A 14,821-nucleotide genomic window follows, 5' to 3' on the forward strand; every position below is an offset into this window, starting at 1 on the left:
GACTAGGTTAGTCACGGCGAGATCATCCAGAGGGATTACAGCTACTTCTCGATAGTCTCCACTTGGCCAAGATGTACCGTTAGCAACTTTCGCAAATGTGGACACGGTATTGGACTCTATCGCCTGACTTGAGCCAGCGTCGGATTGAATGAATTGTTATAAAGCATCCACTTACTCCGGGTGGTGGAACGCGAGGAGGCAGCCCGTACGTATTTCCTCATAGGTACAAAAGGTGCCGTCGTAGCAATAGTTTTCGTGGGCAAATTTCGTATGGATCTTAGCCACATCGGCTGGTGGCTCAGCGGTCATAGGCGGCAGTGCGAAAGCGAGCAGGACAATTTGGCGTGTTTCATTGAACAAGATATGGACTGGCGAGTTTCCGGCTTGAAACTCGGCGTGCGCGATCTGCTTAAGCGCCCCGGGGAGCTGCTCCCACAGTGAATCGGCCATCGCATCTCCGAGGGTGCGGCCATCCCAAGAGAGCTCGTCGACACTGGTTGTATCTCGGCCTAGCCGCTGAACCGCCATATGCCCCTCTAACGCCTGAGTTAAGCCGGCCCGCGAAGCGGGCTCGGCTTGAATGAATTGTTAGGTCCATCATCTGGCTGATCTGGTCCGTAGATGTCAAAGCCTAGCGAAATACCGAGCTCACTGCAGCGCCTTTGGAGCTCAGGCGAAATCTCGATGCCGATGTTGTCCTGCTCCAGGAACAATCCAATGAACAGGCGGGCGTGACCGCCACCGGCAATAAGCTCCTTGAAGAATGAGCAGCTCTCTTCCAGTCGCTCTAGCGTCGATGCCAAAAACGTCTCTAGCTCGTCGTCACGTGGCGCGGTGAATGAGTGCCGCCAAAATCCTTGGCTGTTGAAACCTGGAAGTGCGCCGCCCTTTGGGGTCCGGCGCTGGGCACCAGGTGAACCGCTATGAGTGGGAACTAGGCCCAAGGCTTCACTAATGCGATCGACAGTCAACGACGGATGCGTAAGCGCGAGCGAGACTTGGTAGTGGTAGCGAAGATCTCTCAAGCGGCCTCACTATTCGGCAAAAAATGGTTGTTTTAGTCTAGTTCACAAAAAAGCTTGGAAAACCGGAGTCGGAGTTCAGCTATCCGACCCAGGTACAGGAGGTTGCTCGATGTAGGAAGCTCGTTGGATGTGGAGCGCTGGCCCAACTTCAGAGCGGAGGGCTTGGAGGAAGTACACTCTGCCCCCCGGTTTTTTCTGTCGAGCGCATCGGCCTGGTCGAGGGTGATGCCGAAGACAAAGCGGTTGGACGCCATCTCAGCGATCCTCCGGTGCGTGGGGGGGGGGCGATGGCCGCGTCAGTCCTTGCTGGCCACGCTCACCACCAGTTCGCCGTCGCGCACCTGCACTCGCAGCGTGCTGCCGATGGTGAAGCCCAGTGCCTCCATCCAGCGGCCGCCCAGGCGCAGCGCGGGCGTGCGCTTGCCACTGGCGGAGTGGCCGCAGCCCACGGTGCAGGTCTGCGGCGGGCGAGGGCGGCGGGGCGCGCGTGGCGGGCGGGCCAGCTCGGCGGCGATGGCGGCCGCGGCGTCTTCAACCGACATCATCGGCGTGCACGGTGGCTCGATGTAACGCAGGAAGCCGACCGGCTCGGGCGCGGGACCGGGCTTCGGCTGGCGCGCTGCACGTTTGCGGGCAGGCGGGGTGCGCGGAGTGGTGGGGCGGGGTGACGGTTGACGCATGGCACAGCCTCCTTGGCAGACAGGAACCCGCGCCGAAGGGCGACGGGATGTCGGGAGGTTAGAAACCGCACAGAGCCGGCGGGCTTATTTCCCCGAAGGGTGTTGTATTCACCGCCCTCCCGACGCAGACAGCGCGTCGGAGTGTGCCTGCGAACAGGCACAAAAAACCCACCAGTTTGACGGAGGTGGGTGCCGCTCTGTGAGGAGTTTCTACGCTCCTTGGAGGGAATGGTGCTACTGATTTTTGGGGATGTCAATTGCTTTTGGCTGTAGTGCGAAGATGAGCTTTGTAAGTGAACATCATTCCGTTATACCTGGCACCTGAGTTAAGCCGCGCCCCGAAGCGGCGTCGGCTTGAGCGAATATTTAGAAATCACCACAGAATGAGCCCCCGCGCACCTTTTGAAAATTGCTGAGCGAACTCCCAGAAGGGGTTGAATCGGCTTTCGAAGGACCACCCGATTCCATCTGCGCCAGCAAACCCCTCCTCAAGTAGCTGGCGAAAGCTGCTGGCTTTGGCAGACACGGGATCCGAATGGAACTCGGCCGAACCAGCGGTGACGTAGACGTTGTGGCAGCCGTTCTTTCGTGGTGTCTTGTCCGCTTTGGTGGGCGTTCCCACCTTGTCCAGAGAGGCAGCATCTACAAGCCAAGTCTGAGAGACCAAATCAGGGTTGTTCTTCAGCTCAAGGGTGTTGCCCACCAGCGGGAAGGCATAGAAGACCGAGCGATGCGCCCCCTTTGCACGCGTGCGAAGCGCGTCAAGCTGGTCATGGGGTGCAAGGAAGACCCGCTTGCCCGACTTCAAAACGCGGTTGGATGCCTTGAACTGAAAAACTAACAGCCGCCCGCCGAGCTTTGTGCATGCGTCGAATCCGGCCCGCGCCTCCTGTTTCTGGGTTAGACCGAACCAGAACAGGCGCTGCTTCGCTCCTACGAACTGGGACGTCTGCGCACAGATGTTTAGTTCGAGAGTCTTTTCGGACAGCTTCATAGATGAGGTGCCTTTCCTATGAAATTCTAATGATTGAATTAAACCGACCCGCGAAGCGGGTCGGCTTGAATGAACTGTCACGCCCTAAACAGGAAGTCTATGATGGCCTTTTGCACTAGGGGATTGAACTCCTCGTACATGGTGTTGAGCCTAACATTGAGCCTCTCCTCAGGCTTCGGAATACGGAACTCCTGAGTAACAATCCATTTGATGTTTCGGCCGGCGGAAACAATCGGCTTGGTCGTCACAAGATGTTGGTCTGCGACAACGCCAATCGCTTTGACAAACATGTCTGGGCTGGAGGGCGAGAATGACTTTAGATAGACGATATCGCCCACCTTTAGTGATTGAACAAATTGATGTAGTTCGGGTGCTTCGGTCGCAGACCAGCCTGGTCCAGCAATTCCAGACGCGATAAAGTCCCCACTAACATCGCGATCGTGGTAGGCGCCGATTCCGTAAATTGCCATGAAGTCTCCTGTTTGGATCTAATGTCGGATTAATCTGCGTACCGGCTGGAGGCCGGTACGATGGGTTGAATTCCTAGTTGGATCTGGCGCTGGAAAACCGGGGGGCAGAGTGCACTTATCCTGACCGGGCATAGGGGACGCTTGATGGGGTGCCTCGTTTGGCCGTTCATTTTCGCGCCATCACGCGCTGGGCAACGACTGTTTTCGTGCGGCCATAGAGCGGCAGCTTGGCCGCCGCGTCAGAATGTAACGGGGTCAGGTTCACTTAGAAAGTCAACCTGACCCCGTTTCTGGAATTGTTAGGCTCCATGCCGCTCACCAATCCACGTTTCCGGCTAGCTCTTCAAGAAAGCAGTCAAGCGAGTCTGCCCAGCGATATACATTGAGTGCGATGCGCCAGTGGCGTTTGGATTGCTCCCCGGACAACTGGCATATGCCATTCCAGAAGCTGTAGGTGTAGCGTGGCACCGTGCTGCGTGCATTCTCGAAGACAAGTGCGAAAGTGGTGGCATGAATGATCTTGTTACATGATTCTCGAAGGGTTAGAGCGATATCGCCATTCAGCACCGAGCCTATGCCTTTTGGAGAGATGGCATTTTGGTCCATTTCGCGAAGCAACGCCGAGGGCAATTGACTAACGGCCGTGTCTTGAACGACCCGCACCTTAGCTGCAATTTCGATCAGTTCGTTGCTGATCACGTACCGAAGCCTGGACGCATAGTTCGCCCAATCTTCCGACGGCTCCGATTTGGTGCCTTGGTAGTGTTGCTCGCGCCTAGAGAACTCTTTGTTGCCCGCGACGAAGTGCCGTAGATGAAAGAGTCTTTCATTAAGGCCAACAAAGTCGAGACTATGGCTCATGGCGTCTAACACCTGAGTTAAGCTTCGCCGCGAAGCGGCGTCGGCTTGGACGAATTGTTAGAAAAAACCCCACGTTTCACTTTGCTTGCCCACCTGCGACGCTGATAGTTGCCTTTTTGAGTTCCACCCAGCCGCGCACTCGCCACTCGTAGTTTGGGCGCGCACTCATTTCCCCGTGCTTGCTCTTTGAGACCTCAACCTTCCCGACGCCGCCCCGGAACATAACTGGGACAAGTGCAGGCTCTGCATCGGCGCCAATTGTTAGGTCTCGGGCCTCAAGCAGCACGAACAAGTCGCGCTCCGGGGCGACGTTACGGGCAATAAGTGTGCCGGTGCCCTTGAAGGTGTTGTAAGCCTTCGAGTACTCGGTGGCGTCCGTTCGCTCCTCTGCGACGACGAAGTCTCGGATATCAAACTCTGGCGTTGGTGCTGGAACCAATGACGGCGCAACGTTATTGCAGCCGCCCAAGAGCAACGCTAATGCCAAAATTGCTGCTGCAAGTCTCACAGATATCCCCTTGGTGCCTAACTGCTATTCGACGGCAAACTTGCGTGTGTAAAGGGGGGTAGGTTCACTTAGGAAGTCAACCTGACCGCCTGATCCCCTTGCTGAATAATTCAAGGCGTATAGCTGACTTTGTCAAAAAAAATCTTAGAGGAAAGGTAAAATGAATTTTTCAGAAACTGAAATTCCTTTATGAATATTTCATTCTCCTCTCGACTTGGAATTTCTCTTTGGTAAGAGATTATTTTTCGGTAGCGCTCAAGGGTGTCGCTGTATTTTGCAAGAAAGTCAAGGGATTCTGTTGAGCCAAGCAAAGAGATGTGTGCCATAGCTTTGTTCCTAGCTAGCAAGGCATCCAGAAAGCCGTCGTGCGCTTCAATGATGAAATCCGATTCAAAATCAGATTGATCTCTTCTCGAAATGTTGTTATCTCTAGAAAATATACTTACTTTGTTATAAAGCAGAATTGTATACGAGAAAAATTTTTCTGCTTCCTCACATGCTACTTCAAGAAGTCTAATCTTTCTGGCCGTAAGATCTCTGGATATATTATGCTTGTGAGTAGTTGTTGCAAGTAAGTAGCTGCTAATTCCACCAATGATTGCTCCAAGGCCGATTTTGACGGCTGTGTCTGCAACTTCAATCCAAGTGATTGCCATTTGTCACCATTAAATCTAATGCTTGAATTAAGCCGTGCCGCGAAATGGCGTAGGCGCGAGTGAATTGTGCCGCTCACCAGCCTTCTTGCTCAAGCCGCTCTATGATTCACGTTTCCTGCTCTCCTACGAGGATGCCGCGAATAATAAATCCCCTGTCGAGCTGTCCCATAGTCCTTGCGTCTACCGCCACGGCCATCCCCAGTGCGTCCCCGCACCAAACTGAAGCTAACACTTGTTGACGTGCGTCACAAGTTAAAGGCCGCTCGGCGGAACCGCCGGCGGCCTTAATTTGTAGACAAGTTGTTTGATGCCGCGCCATCCCGAGTTACCGGATGGCGCGTTGTCCGGATAACTCAATTACCCGGCGTAATCCAAACCTGCGCCTTAACCCCACGCACCTTCGCATCCGCCGCGCTATCCAAATCGAACACGATCACGCTGTTCTCGCCTTTGCGCTGCATCGGCGCCGGGAAATACAACGCCCGCTGCGGCCCGATGTTCCAATGCCGCCCCAAGTTATGGCCGTTGGCCCAGGCGAAGCCTTTGCCGAAAGCCTGCATGTCCAGGAAGGTGTCGGTGGGGGTGCCGATCTTGACGGTGCCGCGGTGGAAGGCGGGGCCGTCGACCTTGGCGGTGGTCCAGCCGGTGAGCTTGCTCGGGTCGTCCATCGGCAGCGGGAAGGTCTGCCAGCCGGTCAGCGGCTTGCCGTCGAGCAGCACGGGGTCGACCAGGCCGGCGCGGCCGTCGGGCAGGTGGGCGCCGTAGTTGATGCTGCCGCCGTTCTCTACCAGCACGTCGATAGTGTGGGAGCCGGCGGGGATGTCCATGTCCATGTCCACGGCCACTTGCTGCAGGCGGCGCTCGGCGCTGCCTGCCAACAGAAGGAACTGTTAGGCAGCGGTGTTCTCCAACCACTCGCCGTCCCACGTGGCCGACTGCAGCCATTCTATTAATGTCTCAACATATTTCTGAAAGTCGGACGCCAGGCGTACCTTTGTGTCTTCGTCGCGACCGAAGGCAATGATTTGACCGGAATGGCCCTGTATATCAGGGTCGAAGTCCAAGCCGTGATGATTTCCACCCCAATCATGGGTGAGGGGTATCCATGCTCGATTGCAGTACATGGGCTTGATGGCACCTTCCGGGTCTGAGCGCATGAATTCGGCGCAATCGGCGTTCATTTCAGCTTCGTCGATGGAGCGCCAGGTGTCCCATTGCGCACGAATTCCAGCGACTGACAGAAGCTGCTGACCGAAGAAGAGGCCTAGTCCGTCTTGGCCGTCGTGTGTCAGCAAGAAAGTCTTGACCGAATCCGGCAATACCACGCCGAGGTGTTGCTCTAAGCCATGAAGCGCAGCGAGATCAGTGCCCGGCCGCAATGCAATCGCGTCGAGACACTCGAGTTCGGCGAGGCGACTTTCAATTCGGTTCCATTTTTCGTGCATCGTGATTCCTGAAATTTGCTTTGGTGTCCGGTACATCAGGTCCCATCAGGGTGAAGGGATGTCTCACCGCCCGGCAGGGCCGTTGTCGGGCTCAAGTGGCATGCATTGCTGGTCTTGTGGTCCGGCAGCCAGCCTTTCTTGGCCTGTTGCAGCGGCAACCCTCTTTCTCAGTACGTCCATGCGTCTCGTGAACTTTTCGTTCTCGAATGCAGCCATCCGGGCGTCGTAGCAAACCTCTATCTGGCCAGACTGCACTGTGACCGTGACGAGCACTGGCGTCCTGTTGCAGAAGAGTTCCGTCCCCTTTCGGTAGGAGCAGGAGAAGCCCTCATCCATCGCATACTTGCGAACGGCGTCTACCACCGACTTCCGGGTTTCCGGGGTGTCCGAAACGACGATCCTGCTCTTGAAGAATCCATCGCAGCCCGTGAGGGATATGGCTGCGGCGACGACAAGTAATAGCGTCAGCGGTCGCATGAATCTTCGAACTCCTGTAGCTATCGGTTGGAGAACAGTGAACAACCGCGACGCCGCGCCATCCGAATGCAGCGGATGGCCCGACGCGCTAGGCGCTCCAATGTAACGGGGTCAGGTTCACTTAGGATGTCAACCTGACCACGTTAATTGAAGGCAGGCTAACGTGGTGGTGAGCGGCTGCCTCGCTTATTGTTAGCCTAACCGACCATGATGTTAGATTTTAATATGGAAGCTACTCGACACTTTGAATTTTGAGAACTGAGTCAAATGTTCCCCTCTTAATTCCCACTGACTCTGGTTTTATGTTTTCAGCCATATTGCCAAGCAAATTTACTCCTGGCTCTGGTGAGGTGGTGCCACCGGATGACGAGGTTGATTCAAAGGTACCGGCATAGGACACCAATGAAACTCCAATTTTCACCCTGTTTTTTGTCATTTGTTTTGATGCGTAGAATGTCCCGCCCATCTTCCAGCCAAGTCCAGTGACTCCCGTATCTGCCTTGGCACCTTGTAGTAATGCATATGAGCTATGTAAGGTAGCTGCTGTAGAAATTATTCTCAGAGCTACAAGTTTTAGCTTTTGGGCCGATACATCCTGCCTAACCCGACGAGCCAAGTCATCATACTTTTTTTTGTCAATATCGCGCAAGCTTATGCGGCTAGTGGCTCCTCGGTAAAAGCGATACTCAACCTTGTAGTCTCCGGATAAAGATGCAGATGCAACTGCAAGGCCTAAGCTTGCTGCCGATTTGGTATCAATCAAGTACGTGTCATAGTTGAACTCAGATACCTTTAATTCTGGAATTATGGCATCGTCTTTTAGTATGAACTCAGCGTAAGGAACTATTATTTGTTCTTTTTTATCGTTTTCAACAATGGCAACCAAACGCCCAGGAATTTCAGTTAATTGATCATTTTCAAATAGTGTCTCGCTTAGTAATGTAAATTCAGCGAACGGGTCGGGTAACTGGGTCTCTATGACGTCGCCTCTGTCATTTTTCGATTGCTTTTCGGACGACCAGCCAAATAAGGCAGCAGCATTTGCTGAGCCACTGCTCGCACATGCGAAAGTAATCAGTAGGACATTTATAAAGGTATTATTGCTCATAACTTAGTCCTTTGATTGGAAAAGTCTAACTACTATTCGGCGACAAAATGGTGTGTAAAACAGGTGCGTAGCACGCCGATACCATTACCTTTCGAAGCGGCATGCATCGTAAATTAGATCTTTCGCCAGCCCCGTTGTCGCATAATCCCTGCGTGTAACCCACGGCCATTCCCCAGTGCATCCCCGCACAAGGCCGGCGCTATCGCTAGTTGACGCCCGTCACAGTTAAAGGCGACTAACGGACTCAGGTTCACTTATTGGTTGAGTTGGATTCTTTGCGCGGGCGGCATATGGGCCTATGCCTGCAAAGCACCGGGTCTTGGCTTGGACCGTTTAACGGGCAGTTTCACTGAGAAAGTCAACCTGACCCCCGTTTCTGATAGTGCAATTAGAGATGTCGGACTCAGTGGCCTGGCGATCTTTAAAGTAAGACATGACTCTCCTTAAACGCTAACGCCAGAATTAAGCCGTGCCGCGAAGCGGCGTCGGCTTGAATTGTTAGGCGCCGGCTTCGCTTGTGCCGCCACCCTTTTTCCAGACTGCGCGGCCCGGACCACCCGAGCCGGGGAACTGCCAGCCCATATGCGTGACTGTATTAATTACTGCACAGGATAGGCCCGCAACAACCCTTTGCAGCTGATCCAGAAAGGCGCAATCCACAGCAGTTTCGAATTTCTCACTTTGTTTGTTCACATAAAAAGGAACGCTCCGTCCGGCACTATCGGGAACGTGCCACGACCCGTGGCAAAGTGCATTTCGTATCTTGCATGCGGCTCGAAGATCAACCAGCAAGTCATCTAGGCTCTCAATGCGGGCGTTTGGATGCTCGCGTGCGGCTTTGCCATATGTATCGATGAGATTGCTCAGTGGGTCGGAAAGCGAGCGGGTTATCTTAGGCAGCCATGCGGCATACGCGGCGTCGAGCTCACTTTCTTCGTATGGTGTTGTCACAGTAAGGGTGAAAATGGCCCTGAGTAGCACCTCTTCAAGGAAGCCGAAGGTTGCCACCGCTCGACCGAGCGATTCCCAAAAGCTCGGATCGTGAGCATGAGTTGGGTAGCCGGCGGGCAATCCCGATTGGTTAATGACGTAGCGCTTGGTTTCTGTTTCTTTCATTCGCAGGGACATCCCACCCGGCACCTAACACCTGCGTTAAGCCGCGCCGCGAAGCGGCGTCGGCTCGGACGAATTTGCGTTCAGCCCTTGCGAGCCGGCGGCGGATTAGGCGGCGGGGCCGGCTTGCTTTGCGTGGGCGGAGGATTCTTGTTTGCGTTGTGGCCAGACGCTGGGGGATTTGATCCCTTCTGCACCGTGTGGATATACGTATCCTTTCGTTCATTGCTCATCTATCGTCTCCTCGTTTCGCATGAACTCAACCCACTGAACATCCTTCGAGTCAATCAAGATGCCATCCAGTTGAGGCAGATCAATTGCCGTGCCAGACTCGTCGATCCAACTAGGCGCCTGAATGTAGAGTTGTCCTTGGCCGGGTGTAATTGGCCATTCTTTCGGCCAGCCGTAAAGGCGACGGCCGTCTTTTAGTTGCACGATCACATAGACCGCGTGCTCTGCGAAGACGCAATACCACTCTGACGGATGCGAAGTACGCGACGTGAAGCCGTGTTTTCGGAGCTTTGAATGAAGCCAGTCCTTATTTGTGTAAAAGGACAATGCCAAGCCAACTGCGATCGCAAGCGCGAAGGACGCGACAAGACTTGAGGTCGAGCTCCAGGGGCCCAGCACGACTGCACGACCAGCAAACAGTGCTACCCACTTTGACAGGCCAAGCAGAGTCTGGATTGCGAAGGTAAGAATTAGTGCTTGTACAACGCGCTCAAACTGAGACGGCTTTGGGTGTGAGGTAAGCCCGAAAAAAATCCACGCGGCCGTGAACCCCGGCAGAAGGTAAGTGAGCAGCTTTACTACTTCGGCTGATAGTTCGTCCATGCCTGATCGCTAACTATTATTCAACGACAAAATGGTGTGTAAAACAGGTGTGTAGCTCACCTATTTCGCTACCTTTCGGCGTAGCACACATTTCAGCTCCGATTTCTCGCCAGTCGCGCTGTCGAATAATCCTTGCGTCTAACCCCGCCGCCATTCCCCCAGTGCATCCCCGCACAAGGCCGACGCTATCACTTGTTGACGGCCGTCACAAGTTAAAGGCCGCTCGGCTGAGCCGCCGGCGGCCTTAATTTGTAGACAAGTTGTTTGATGCCGCGCCATCCCGAGTTACCGGATGGCGCGTTGTCCGGATAACTCAATTACCCGGCGTAATCCAAACCTGCGCCTTAACCCCACGCACCTTCGCATCCGCCGCGCTATCCAAATCGAACACGATCACGCTGTTCTCGCCTTTGCGCTGCATCGGCGCCGGGAAATACAACGCCCGCTGCGGCCCGATGTTCCAATGCCGCCCCAAGTTATGGCCGTTGGCCCAGGCGAAGCCTTTGCCGAAAGCCTGCATGTCCAGGAAGGTGTCGGTGGGGGTGCCGATCTTGACGGTGCCGCGGTGGAAGGCGGGGCCGTCGACCTTGGCGGTGGTCCAGCCGGTGAGCTTGCTCGGGTCGTCCATCGGCAGCGGGAAGGTCTGCCAGCCGGTCAGCGGCTTGCCGTCGAGCAGCACGGGGTCGACCAGGCCGGCGCGGCCGTCGGGCAGGTGGGCGCCGTAGTTGATGCGGCCGCCGTTCTCCACCAGCACGTCCACGGTGTGGGTGCCGGCGGGGATGTCCACGTCCACGGCCACCTGCTGCAGGCGGCGCTCGGCGCTGCCGGCCAACTTACGATCCACGTAGACGCGGGCATAGTCGCGCACCTCGCCCAGGTACAGGCTGCCCTTGCGCGGGCCGGTGACGGTGGTGCGGTAGAGGATGTAGCCATAGGCCTGGCCGTAGCGCTCCATCGGCTGCGGGGTGTCGGTGGTGGCGGCCGGCGCGGGCAGGTTGTCCCACAGCGAGGCCGATTCGCGCAGCGGGGTGGCCGGCAGCTCCGCGAAACGGATCGGGGTGGGCAGGGCGGGCGGTTGCACGCCGGTGACGCGGGCGATGGCGTCGCGGAACAGGGCGAACTTGGGGGTGGGCCGGCCGGCTTCGTCCAGCACGGCGTCGTAGTCGTAGCTGGTGGTCTGCGGGGCGTAGTGGTCGCTGGCGTTCTTCTGGAAGTTGGCGCCGTTCATGAAACCGAAGCTGGTGCCGCCGACGAACATGTAGAGGTTGGCGGAATGGCCCTGGCGCAGGATCCATTCGAATTCGCTGGCCTGCTTGGCGGCGTCGGTGGCGGCATGCTTCTCGCCCCACTGGTCGAACCAGCCGGCCCAGTATTCGCCCACCATCTGAGGTTGGCCGGGGCGGAAGGTGGCCAGGCTCTGGAACGCTTTTTCGGCTTCGCCGGGGCCGAAGTTCACTACCGCCAGGGTGTCGGGCAGGGTGCCGTTGGCGAGCACGTCGGCGCCGTCGGCGGTGAACAGCAGGGCCTTGTCGAAGCCGGCCTTGACGAACATGGCGCGGTTGGCCTGCATGTAGACGTGGTCGTCGTCGTAGGAGCCGTATTCGTTCTCTACCTGCACGGCGATGATGGGGCCGCCGTTGTGGTTGAGCTTCGGCTTGACCTGCGCGGCGACGGCGTCGAGGTAGGCCTGGCTGGCGGCGAGGAAGCGCGGGTCCTGGCTGCGCACGCGCATGCCCGGTTCGGCGAACAGCCAGGCCGGGTAGCCGCCGGCTTCCCATTCGGCGCACACGTAGGGGCCGGGGCGCAGGATGACGTTGAGGCCTTGCGCGGCGGCTTCGTCGATGAATGCGGCCAGGTCGTTGTTGTCGCTGAAGTCGAACTGGCCCTGGCGCGGTTCGACCAGGTTCCAGAACACGTAGGTCTCCACGGTGTTCAGGCCCATGGCGCGCGCTTTCTGCAGGCGGTCCTTCCAGTAGGCGCGCGGGATGCGCTGGAAGTGGATGGCGCCGGAAATGATCTGGTACGGCTTGCCGTCGCGGGTGAAGTGCTCGCCCTGGGTGGCGAAGGCGGGCCAGGGCGCGGTGGCGTGCGTCGGCTGTGCGGATGCCGGGAGGGAAAGCAGGAGCGACAGGGCAAGGGCGGACAGGGAACGACGCAGCATGTGGGGGTCTCTGGCGGTGGTGAGGTTGCGCTTTTTGTAGGAGCGGCTTCAGCCGCGACCGAGTGCTACCGGAGAGTCTTGGTCGCGGCTGAAGCCGCTCCTACAGGGGCGGGGAGGATGCGTCTCAAACAAACGACGGTGGCAAGTCTTCCTTGGCTGCGCCGAACGCCGGATTCGGCTTCGGGCCCATCTCCAGTTCCAGGGTGCCGCCGGCAGCGAGGTCGGCGTGGCGCAGCCAGCTGCGCGTGTACGGCTTGCCGTTCCAGCGGGCGCGCTGGATGTAGACGTTGGCGGCGCTGTTGCCGTGGGCGACGACGCTGAGGGTGCGGCCGTTGCCGACATCGACGTCGGCGCGCTTGAACAGCGGGCTGCCGAGCACGTAGGTGGCGCTGACCGGGTCCACCGCGTAGAAACCCAGGGCGCTGAGCACGAACCAGGCGCTCATCTGCCCGCAGTCCTCGTTGCCGGACAGGCCGTTGCGCGCGTCGTGGTATTGCTCGCGCAGCAGCCGCCGCACCATCGCCTGGGTCTTGTACGGTTGCCCGGCGTAGGCGAACAGGTAGGCGACGTGGTGGCTGGGTTCGTTGCCGTGCGCGTACTGGCCGACCATGCCGTCGATGTCCGGCGGGGCGTCGGCCGGCAGTTCGGAGCTGGTGGAGAACAGTTCGTCGAGCTTGGCGACGAAGCCGTCGCGGCCGCCGAACAGTTCCATGTAGCCGTACAGGTCGTGCTGGTTGAGGAAGGTGGCCTGCCAGGCGTTGGACTCGGTGAAGTCGCGCCATTTCGTGATGTGGCCCATCGCGCGCGGATCGAACGGGGCGGCCCAGTCGCCGTTGCTCAGCCGCGGCTGCACGAAGCCGCTCTTGCGGTTGAACACGTTGCGGTAATTGCGCGAGCGTTCGCGCAGGGCGCGCGCCTCCTTGGTGGCGCCGGCGGCCTGCGCCAGGTGCGCCACCGCCCAGTCGTCGTAGGCGTATTCCAGGGTGCGGCTGACCGCTTCGTCGACGGTGTCGCTGGGGATGTAGCCGCGCTTGCGGTACTCGTCCAGGCCGTGCGTGGTGTCGTCCATGGCGCGCTTGCGGTAGGCCGGCCAGGCGGCGGCGTAGTCGATGCCGGTGAAGCCCTTGGCGTGCGCTTCGGCCAGCACCACGGCGGAGTGGTAGCCGATCATGCAGCCGGTCTCCACGCCTTGCAGCGGCCAGATGCCGACGCCGTCCGGGCATTCGTTGGCGCCGCGCACCAGGCACTGCACCAGGTCGGGCACGCGCTCGGGCTGCATCAGGGTCAGCAAGGGGTGCAGGGCGCGGTAGGTGTCCCACAGCGAGTAGGTGCTGTAGTTGTGATAGCCGGCGGGCGCCTGGTGCACCTTCAGATCCATGCCGCGGTAGCGGCCGTCGGTGTCGCTGAACAGGGTCGGCGCGAGCAGACTGTGGTACAGGCCGGTGTAGAAGATGCGCTGCTGCGCGTCGTCGTCGCTGTCGATGCGCACCCGCGCCAGTTCCTTCTCCCACGCGGCCACGGCGGCGGCGTGCACGCGCGGGAAATCGAAGTCGGGCAGTTCGGCGTCGAGGTTGGCCAGGGCGTTCTCGGCGCTGACCGCGGAGATGCCGACCTTGACCAGCAGCGGCGCGTCGGCCGCGTCGGGGTAGTGCAGCGCCACCTTCAGGTGGGTGCCATCGGCCTGGTGCGCGCCGGCGGCCAGCGGCTGGTCTTCGGAATAAAGTTGGGCCTTGGCGAACGGCCGCGACAGGCGCATGGCGAAGTAGATGTAGCGGCCGGTCGCCCACTGGTACACGCGGCGCCCGCCGGTCAGGGTGCGCGCATCGACGATGCGCAGCTGCGCGTCGCTGACCCGGGTCGCGATCTCGGGTTTGTCCTGCATGCCGTGGCACAGGTCCAGCAGCAGGTGCGCGGGCTTGTCCTTGGGGAAGTGGTAGCGGTGCAGGCCGGCGCGCGCGGTGGCGGTCAGCTCGGCGTGCACGCCGCTGTCCTTCAGGCGTACGCGGTAGTAGCCGGGCGAGGCGGCTTCGTCGGCGTGGTCGTAGCGCGAGCGGTAGCCGGCGTCCGGATCTTCCAATGTGCCGGGCACCAGCTTCACGTCGCCGGTGGCGGGGACGACCAGGAAATCGAGCAGGTCGCCGACGCCGGTGCCGGACAGGTGGGTGTGCGAGAAGCCCATGATCGAGCCGTCGGATTCGTGGTAGCCGGAGCACGAATCCCACACCGCGTTGTAGGTGTCCGGGCTCAGCTGCACCATGCCGAACGGCAGCGTGGCGCCGGGGAAGGTGTGGCCGTGGCCGCCGGTGCCGATGAACACGTCGACGTGGCGGGTGAGCTCGGCCTTGGCGCGCGCGTCGGCGGGCAGCGCGTAGCTGCCGGCGCGCGCTTGCGCCAGGCGGGCGATGCCGCTGCTGCCGAACAGGGCCAGGGCGATGGCGCCCTGCAGGAAACCGCGTCGTGTGGCCATGGTGCTGTCCTCGGGGTGTGCA

The 14,821-nt window shown here is 58.7% G+C and carries 15 protein-coding genes and 1 pseudogene; all 16 read right to left on the minus strand.

Features of this window, described 5'->3' with window-relative positions; translation table 11 throughout:
* Positions 1–171: 171 nt before the first annotated feature.
* The 16 genes and pseudogenes from AB8810_RS06940 to AB8810_RS07015 all read right to left on the minus strand — a co-directional run bounded on the left by AB8810_RS06940 (position 172) and on the right by AB8810_RS07015 (position 14,799).
* The gene (locus AB8810_RS06940) at positions 172–450 is read right to left on the minus strand and encodes a hypothetical protein (RefSeq protein ID WP_369915936.1); all 279 of its coding nucleotides are present in this window, start codon (positions 448–450) and stop codon (positions 172–174) included.
* Positions 451–548: 98 nt separating this feature from the next.
* The gene (locus AB8810_RS06945; protein WP_369915937.1) at positions 549–1,025 is read right to left on the minus strand and encodes a DUF4279 domain-containing protein; all 477 of its coding nucleotides are present in this window, start codon (positions 1,023–1,025) and stop codon (positions 549–551) included.
* Positions 1,026–1,321: 296 nt separating this feature from the next.
* Entirely contained in the window at positions 1,322–1,705 is a 384-nt protein-coding gene (locus tag AB8810_RS06950; protein ID WP_369915938.1) for a SymE family type I addiction module toxin, read from the minus strand.
* 373 nt (positions 1,706–2,078) lie between these two features.
* Positions 2,079–2,699, minus strand: a complete 621-nt coding sequence (locus AB8810_RS06955) for a hypothetical protein (protein WP_369915939.1) — start codon at positions 2,697–2,699, stop codon at positions 2,079–2,081.
* A 77-nt stretch (positions 2,700–2,776) separates the two neighbouring features.
* Positions 2,777–3,169, minus strand: coding sequence for a hypothetical protein (locus tag AB8810_RS06960; RefSeq protein WP_369915940.1), 393 nt, complete (start codon positions 3,167–3,169; stop codon positions 2,777–2,779).
* A 315-nt stretch (positions 3,170–3,484) separates the two neighbouring features.
* Entirely contained in the window at positions 3,485–4,030 is a 546-nt protein-coding gene (locus tag AB8810_RS06965; protein WP_369915941.1) for a hypothetical protein, read from the minus strand.
* A 76-nt stretch (positions 4,031–4,106) separates the two neighbouring features.
* On the minus strand, positions 4,107–4,517 hold the full coding sequence (locus AB8810_RS06970) for a hypothetical protein (RefSeq protein WP_372530418.1): 411 nt from the start codon (positions 4,515–4,517) through the stop codon (positions 4,107–4,109).
* Between the two features lie 131 nt (positions 4,518–4,648).
* A complete protein-coding gene (locus tag AB8810_RS06975; RefSeq protein ID WP_369915943.1) occupies positions 4,649–5,194 on the minus strand; it encodes a hypothetical protein in 546 nt (181 codons plus the stop codon).
* Positions 5,195–5,547: 353 nt separating this feature from the next.
* Positions 5,548–6,066, minus strand: a pseudogene (locus AB8810_RS06980) (beta-galactosidase); the annotation flags it as partial.
* Positions 6,067–6,084: 18 nt separating this feature from the next.
* Positions 6,085–6,639 (minus strand): SMI1/KNR4 family protein, encoded by a 555-nt coding sequence (locus AB8810_RS06985; RefSeq protein WP_369915944.1) that lies wholly within the window; start codon positions 6,637–6,639, stop codon positions 6,085–6,087.
* Positions 6,640–6,702: 63 nt separating this feature from the next.
* Positions 6,703–7,116: a hypothetical protein gene (locus AB8810_RS06990; RefSeq protein ID WP_369915945.1), complete on the minus strand. Its 414-nt coding sequence runs from the start codon at positions 7,114–7,116 to the stop codon at positions 6,703–6,705.
* A gap of 232 nt (positions 7,117–7,348) precedes the next feature.
* Positions 7,349–8,224 (minus strand): hypothetical protein, encoded by an 876-nt coding sequence (locus tag AB8810_RS06995; protein WP_369915946.1) that lies wholly within the window; start codon positions 8,222–8,224, stop codon positions 7,349–7,351.
* Between the two features lie 498 nt (positions 8,225–8,722).
* Positions 8,723–9,340, minus strand: coding sequence for a hypothetical protein (locus tag AB8810_RS07000; RefSeq protein WP_369915947.1), 618 nt, complete (start codon positions 9,338–9,340; stop codon positions 8,723–8,725).
* A 219-nt stretch (positions 9,341–9,559) separates the two neighbouring features.
* Complete coding sequence (locus AB8810_RS07005; RefSeq protein ID WP_369915948.1) at positions 9,560–10,171, minus strand: DUF6338 family protein; 612 nt, start codon at positions 10,169–10,171, stop codon at positions 9,560–9,562.
* 313 nt (positions 10,172–10,484) lie between these two features.
* Positions 10,485–12,332 carry a beta-galactosidase family protein gene (locus AB8810_RS07010; protein WP_369915949.1) on the minus strand — a complete coding sequence of 616 codons (1,848 nt, stop codon included), beginning with the start codon at positions 12,330–12,332 and terminating at the stop codon, positions 10,485–10,487.
* Between the two features lie 124 nt (positions 12,333–12,456).
* On the minus strand, positions 12,457–14,799 hold the full coding sequence (locus AB8810_RS07015) for a GH92 family glycosyl hydrolase (protein ID WP_369915950.1): 2,343 nt from the start codon (positions 14,797–14,799) through the stop codon (positions 12,457–12,459).
* Positions 14,800–14,821 lie beyond the last annotated feature (22 nt).

The sequence above is a fragment of the Xanthomonas sp. NCPPB 3005 genome, assembly GCF_041228095.2.
Lineage (GTDB): Bacteria > Pseudomonadota > Gammaproteobacteria > Xanthomonadales > Xanthomonadaceae > Xanthomonas_A > Xanthomonas_A bonasiae.

Coding starts and splice junctions, on each gene's coding strand:
- AB8810_RS06955 (WP_369915939.1), bottom strand. CDS start 2,699: ATGAAGCTGTCCGAAAAGACTCTCGAACTAAACATCTGTGCGCAGACG.
- AB8810_RS07000 (WP_369915947.1), bottom strand. CDS start 9,340: ATGAAAGAAACAGAAACCAAGCGCTACGTCATTAACCAATCGGGATTG.
- AB8810_RS06985 (WP_369915944.1), bottom strand. CDS start 6,639: ATGCACGAAAAATGGAACCGAATTGAAAGTCGCCTCGCCGAACTCGAG.
- AB8810_RS06975 (WP_369915943.1), bottom strand. CDS start 5,194: ATGGCAATCACTTGGATTGAAGTTGCAGACACAGCCGTCAAAATCGGC.
- AB8810_RS06960 (WP_369915940.1), bottom strand. CDS start 3,169: ATGGCAATTTACGGAATCGGCGCCTACCACGATCGCGATGTTAGTGGG.
- AB8810_RS06990 (WP_369915945.1), bottom strand. CDS start 7,116: ATGCGACCGCTGACGCTATTACTTGTCGTCGCCGCAGCCATATCCCTC.
- AB8810_RS06965 (WP_369915941.1), bottom strand. CDS start 4,030: ATGAGCCATAGTCTCGACTTTGTTGGCCTTAATGAAAGACTCTTTCAT.
- AB8810_RS07010 (WP_369915949.1), bottom strand. CDS start 12,332: ATGCTGCGTCGTTCCCTGTCCGCCCTTGCCCTGTCGCTCCTGCTTTCC.
- AB8810_RS07005 (WP_369915948.1), bottom strand. CDS start 10,171: ATGGACGAACTATCAGCCGAAGTAGTAAAGCTGCTCACTTACCTTCTG.
- AB8810_RS06950 (WP_369915938.1), bottom strand. CDS start 1,705: ATGCGTCAACCGTCACCCCGCCCCACCACTCCGCGCACCCCGCCTGCC.
- AB8810_RS07015 (WP_369915950.1), bottom strand. CDS start 14,799: ATGGCCACACGACGCGGTTTCCTGCAGGGCGCCATCGCCCTGGCCCTG.
- AB8810_RS06940 (WP_369915936.1), bottom strand. CDS start 450: ATGGCCGATTCACTGTGGGAGCAGCTCCCCGGGGCGCTTAAGCAGATC.
- AB8810_RS06995 (WP_369915946.1), bottom strand. CDS start 8,224: ATGAGCAATAATACCTTTATAAATGTCCTACTGATTACTTTCGCATGT.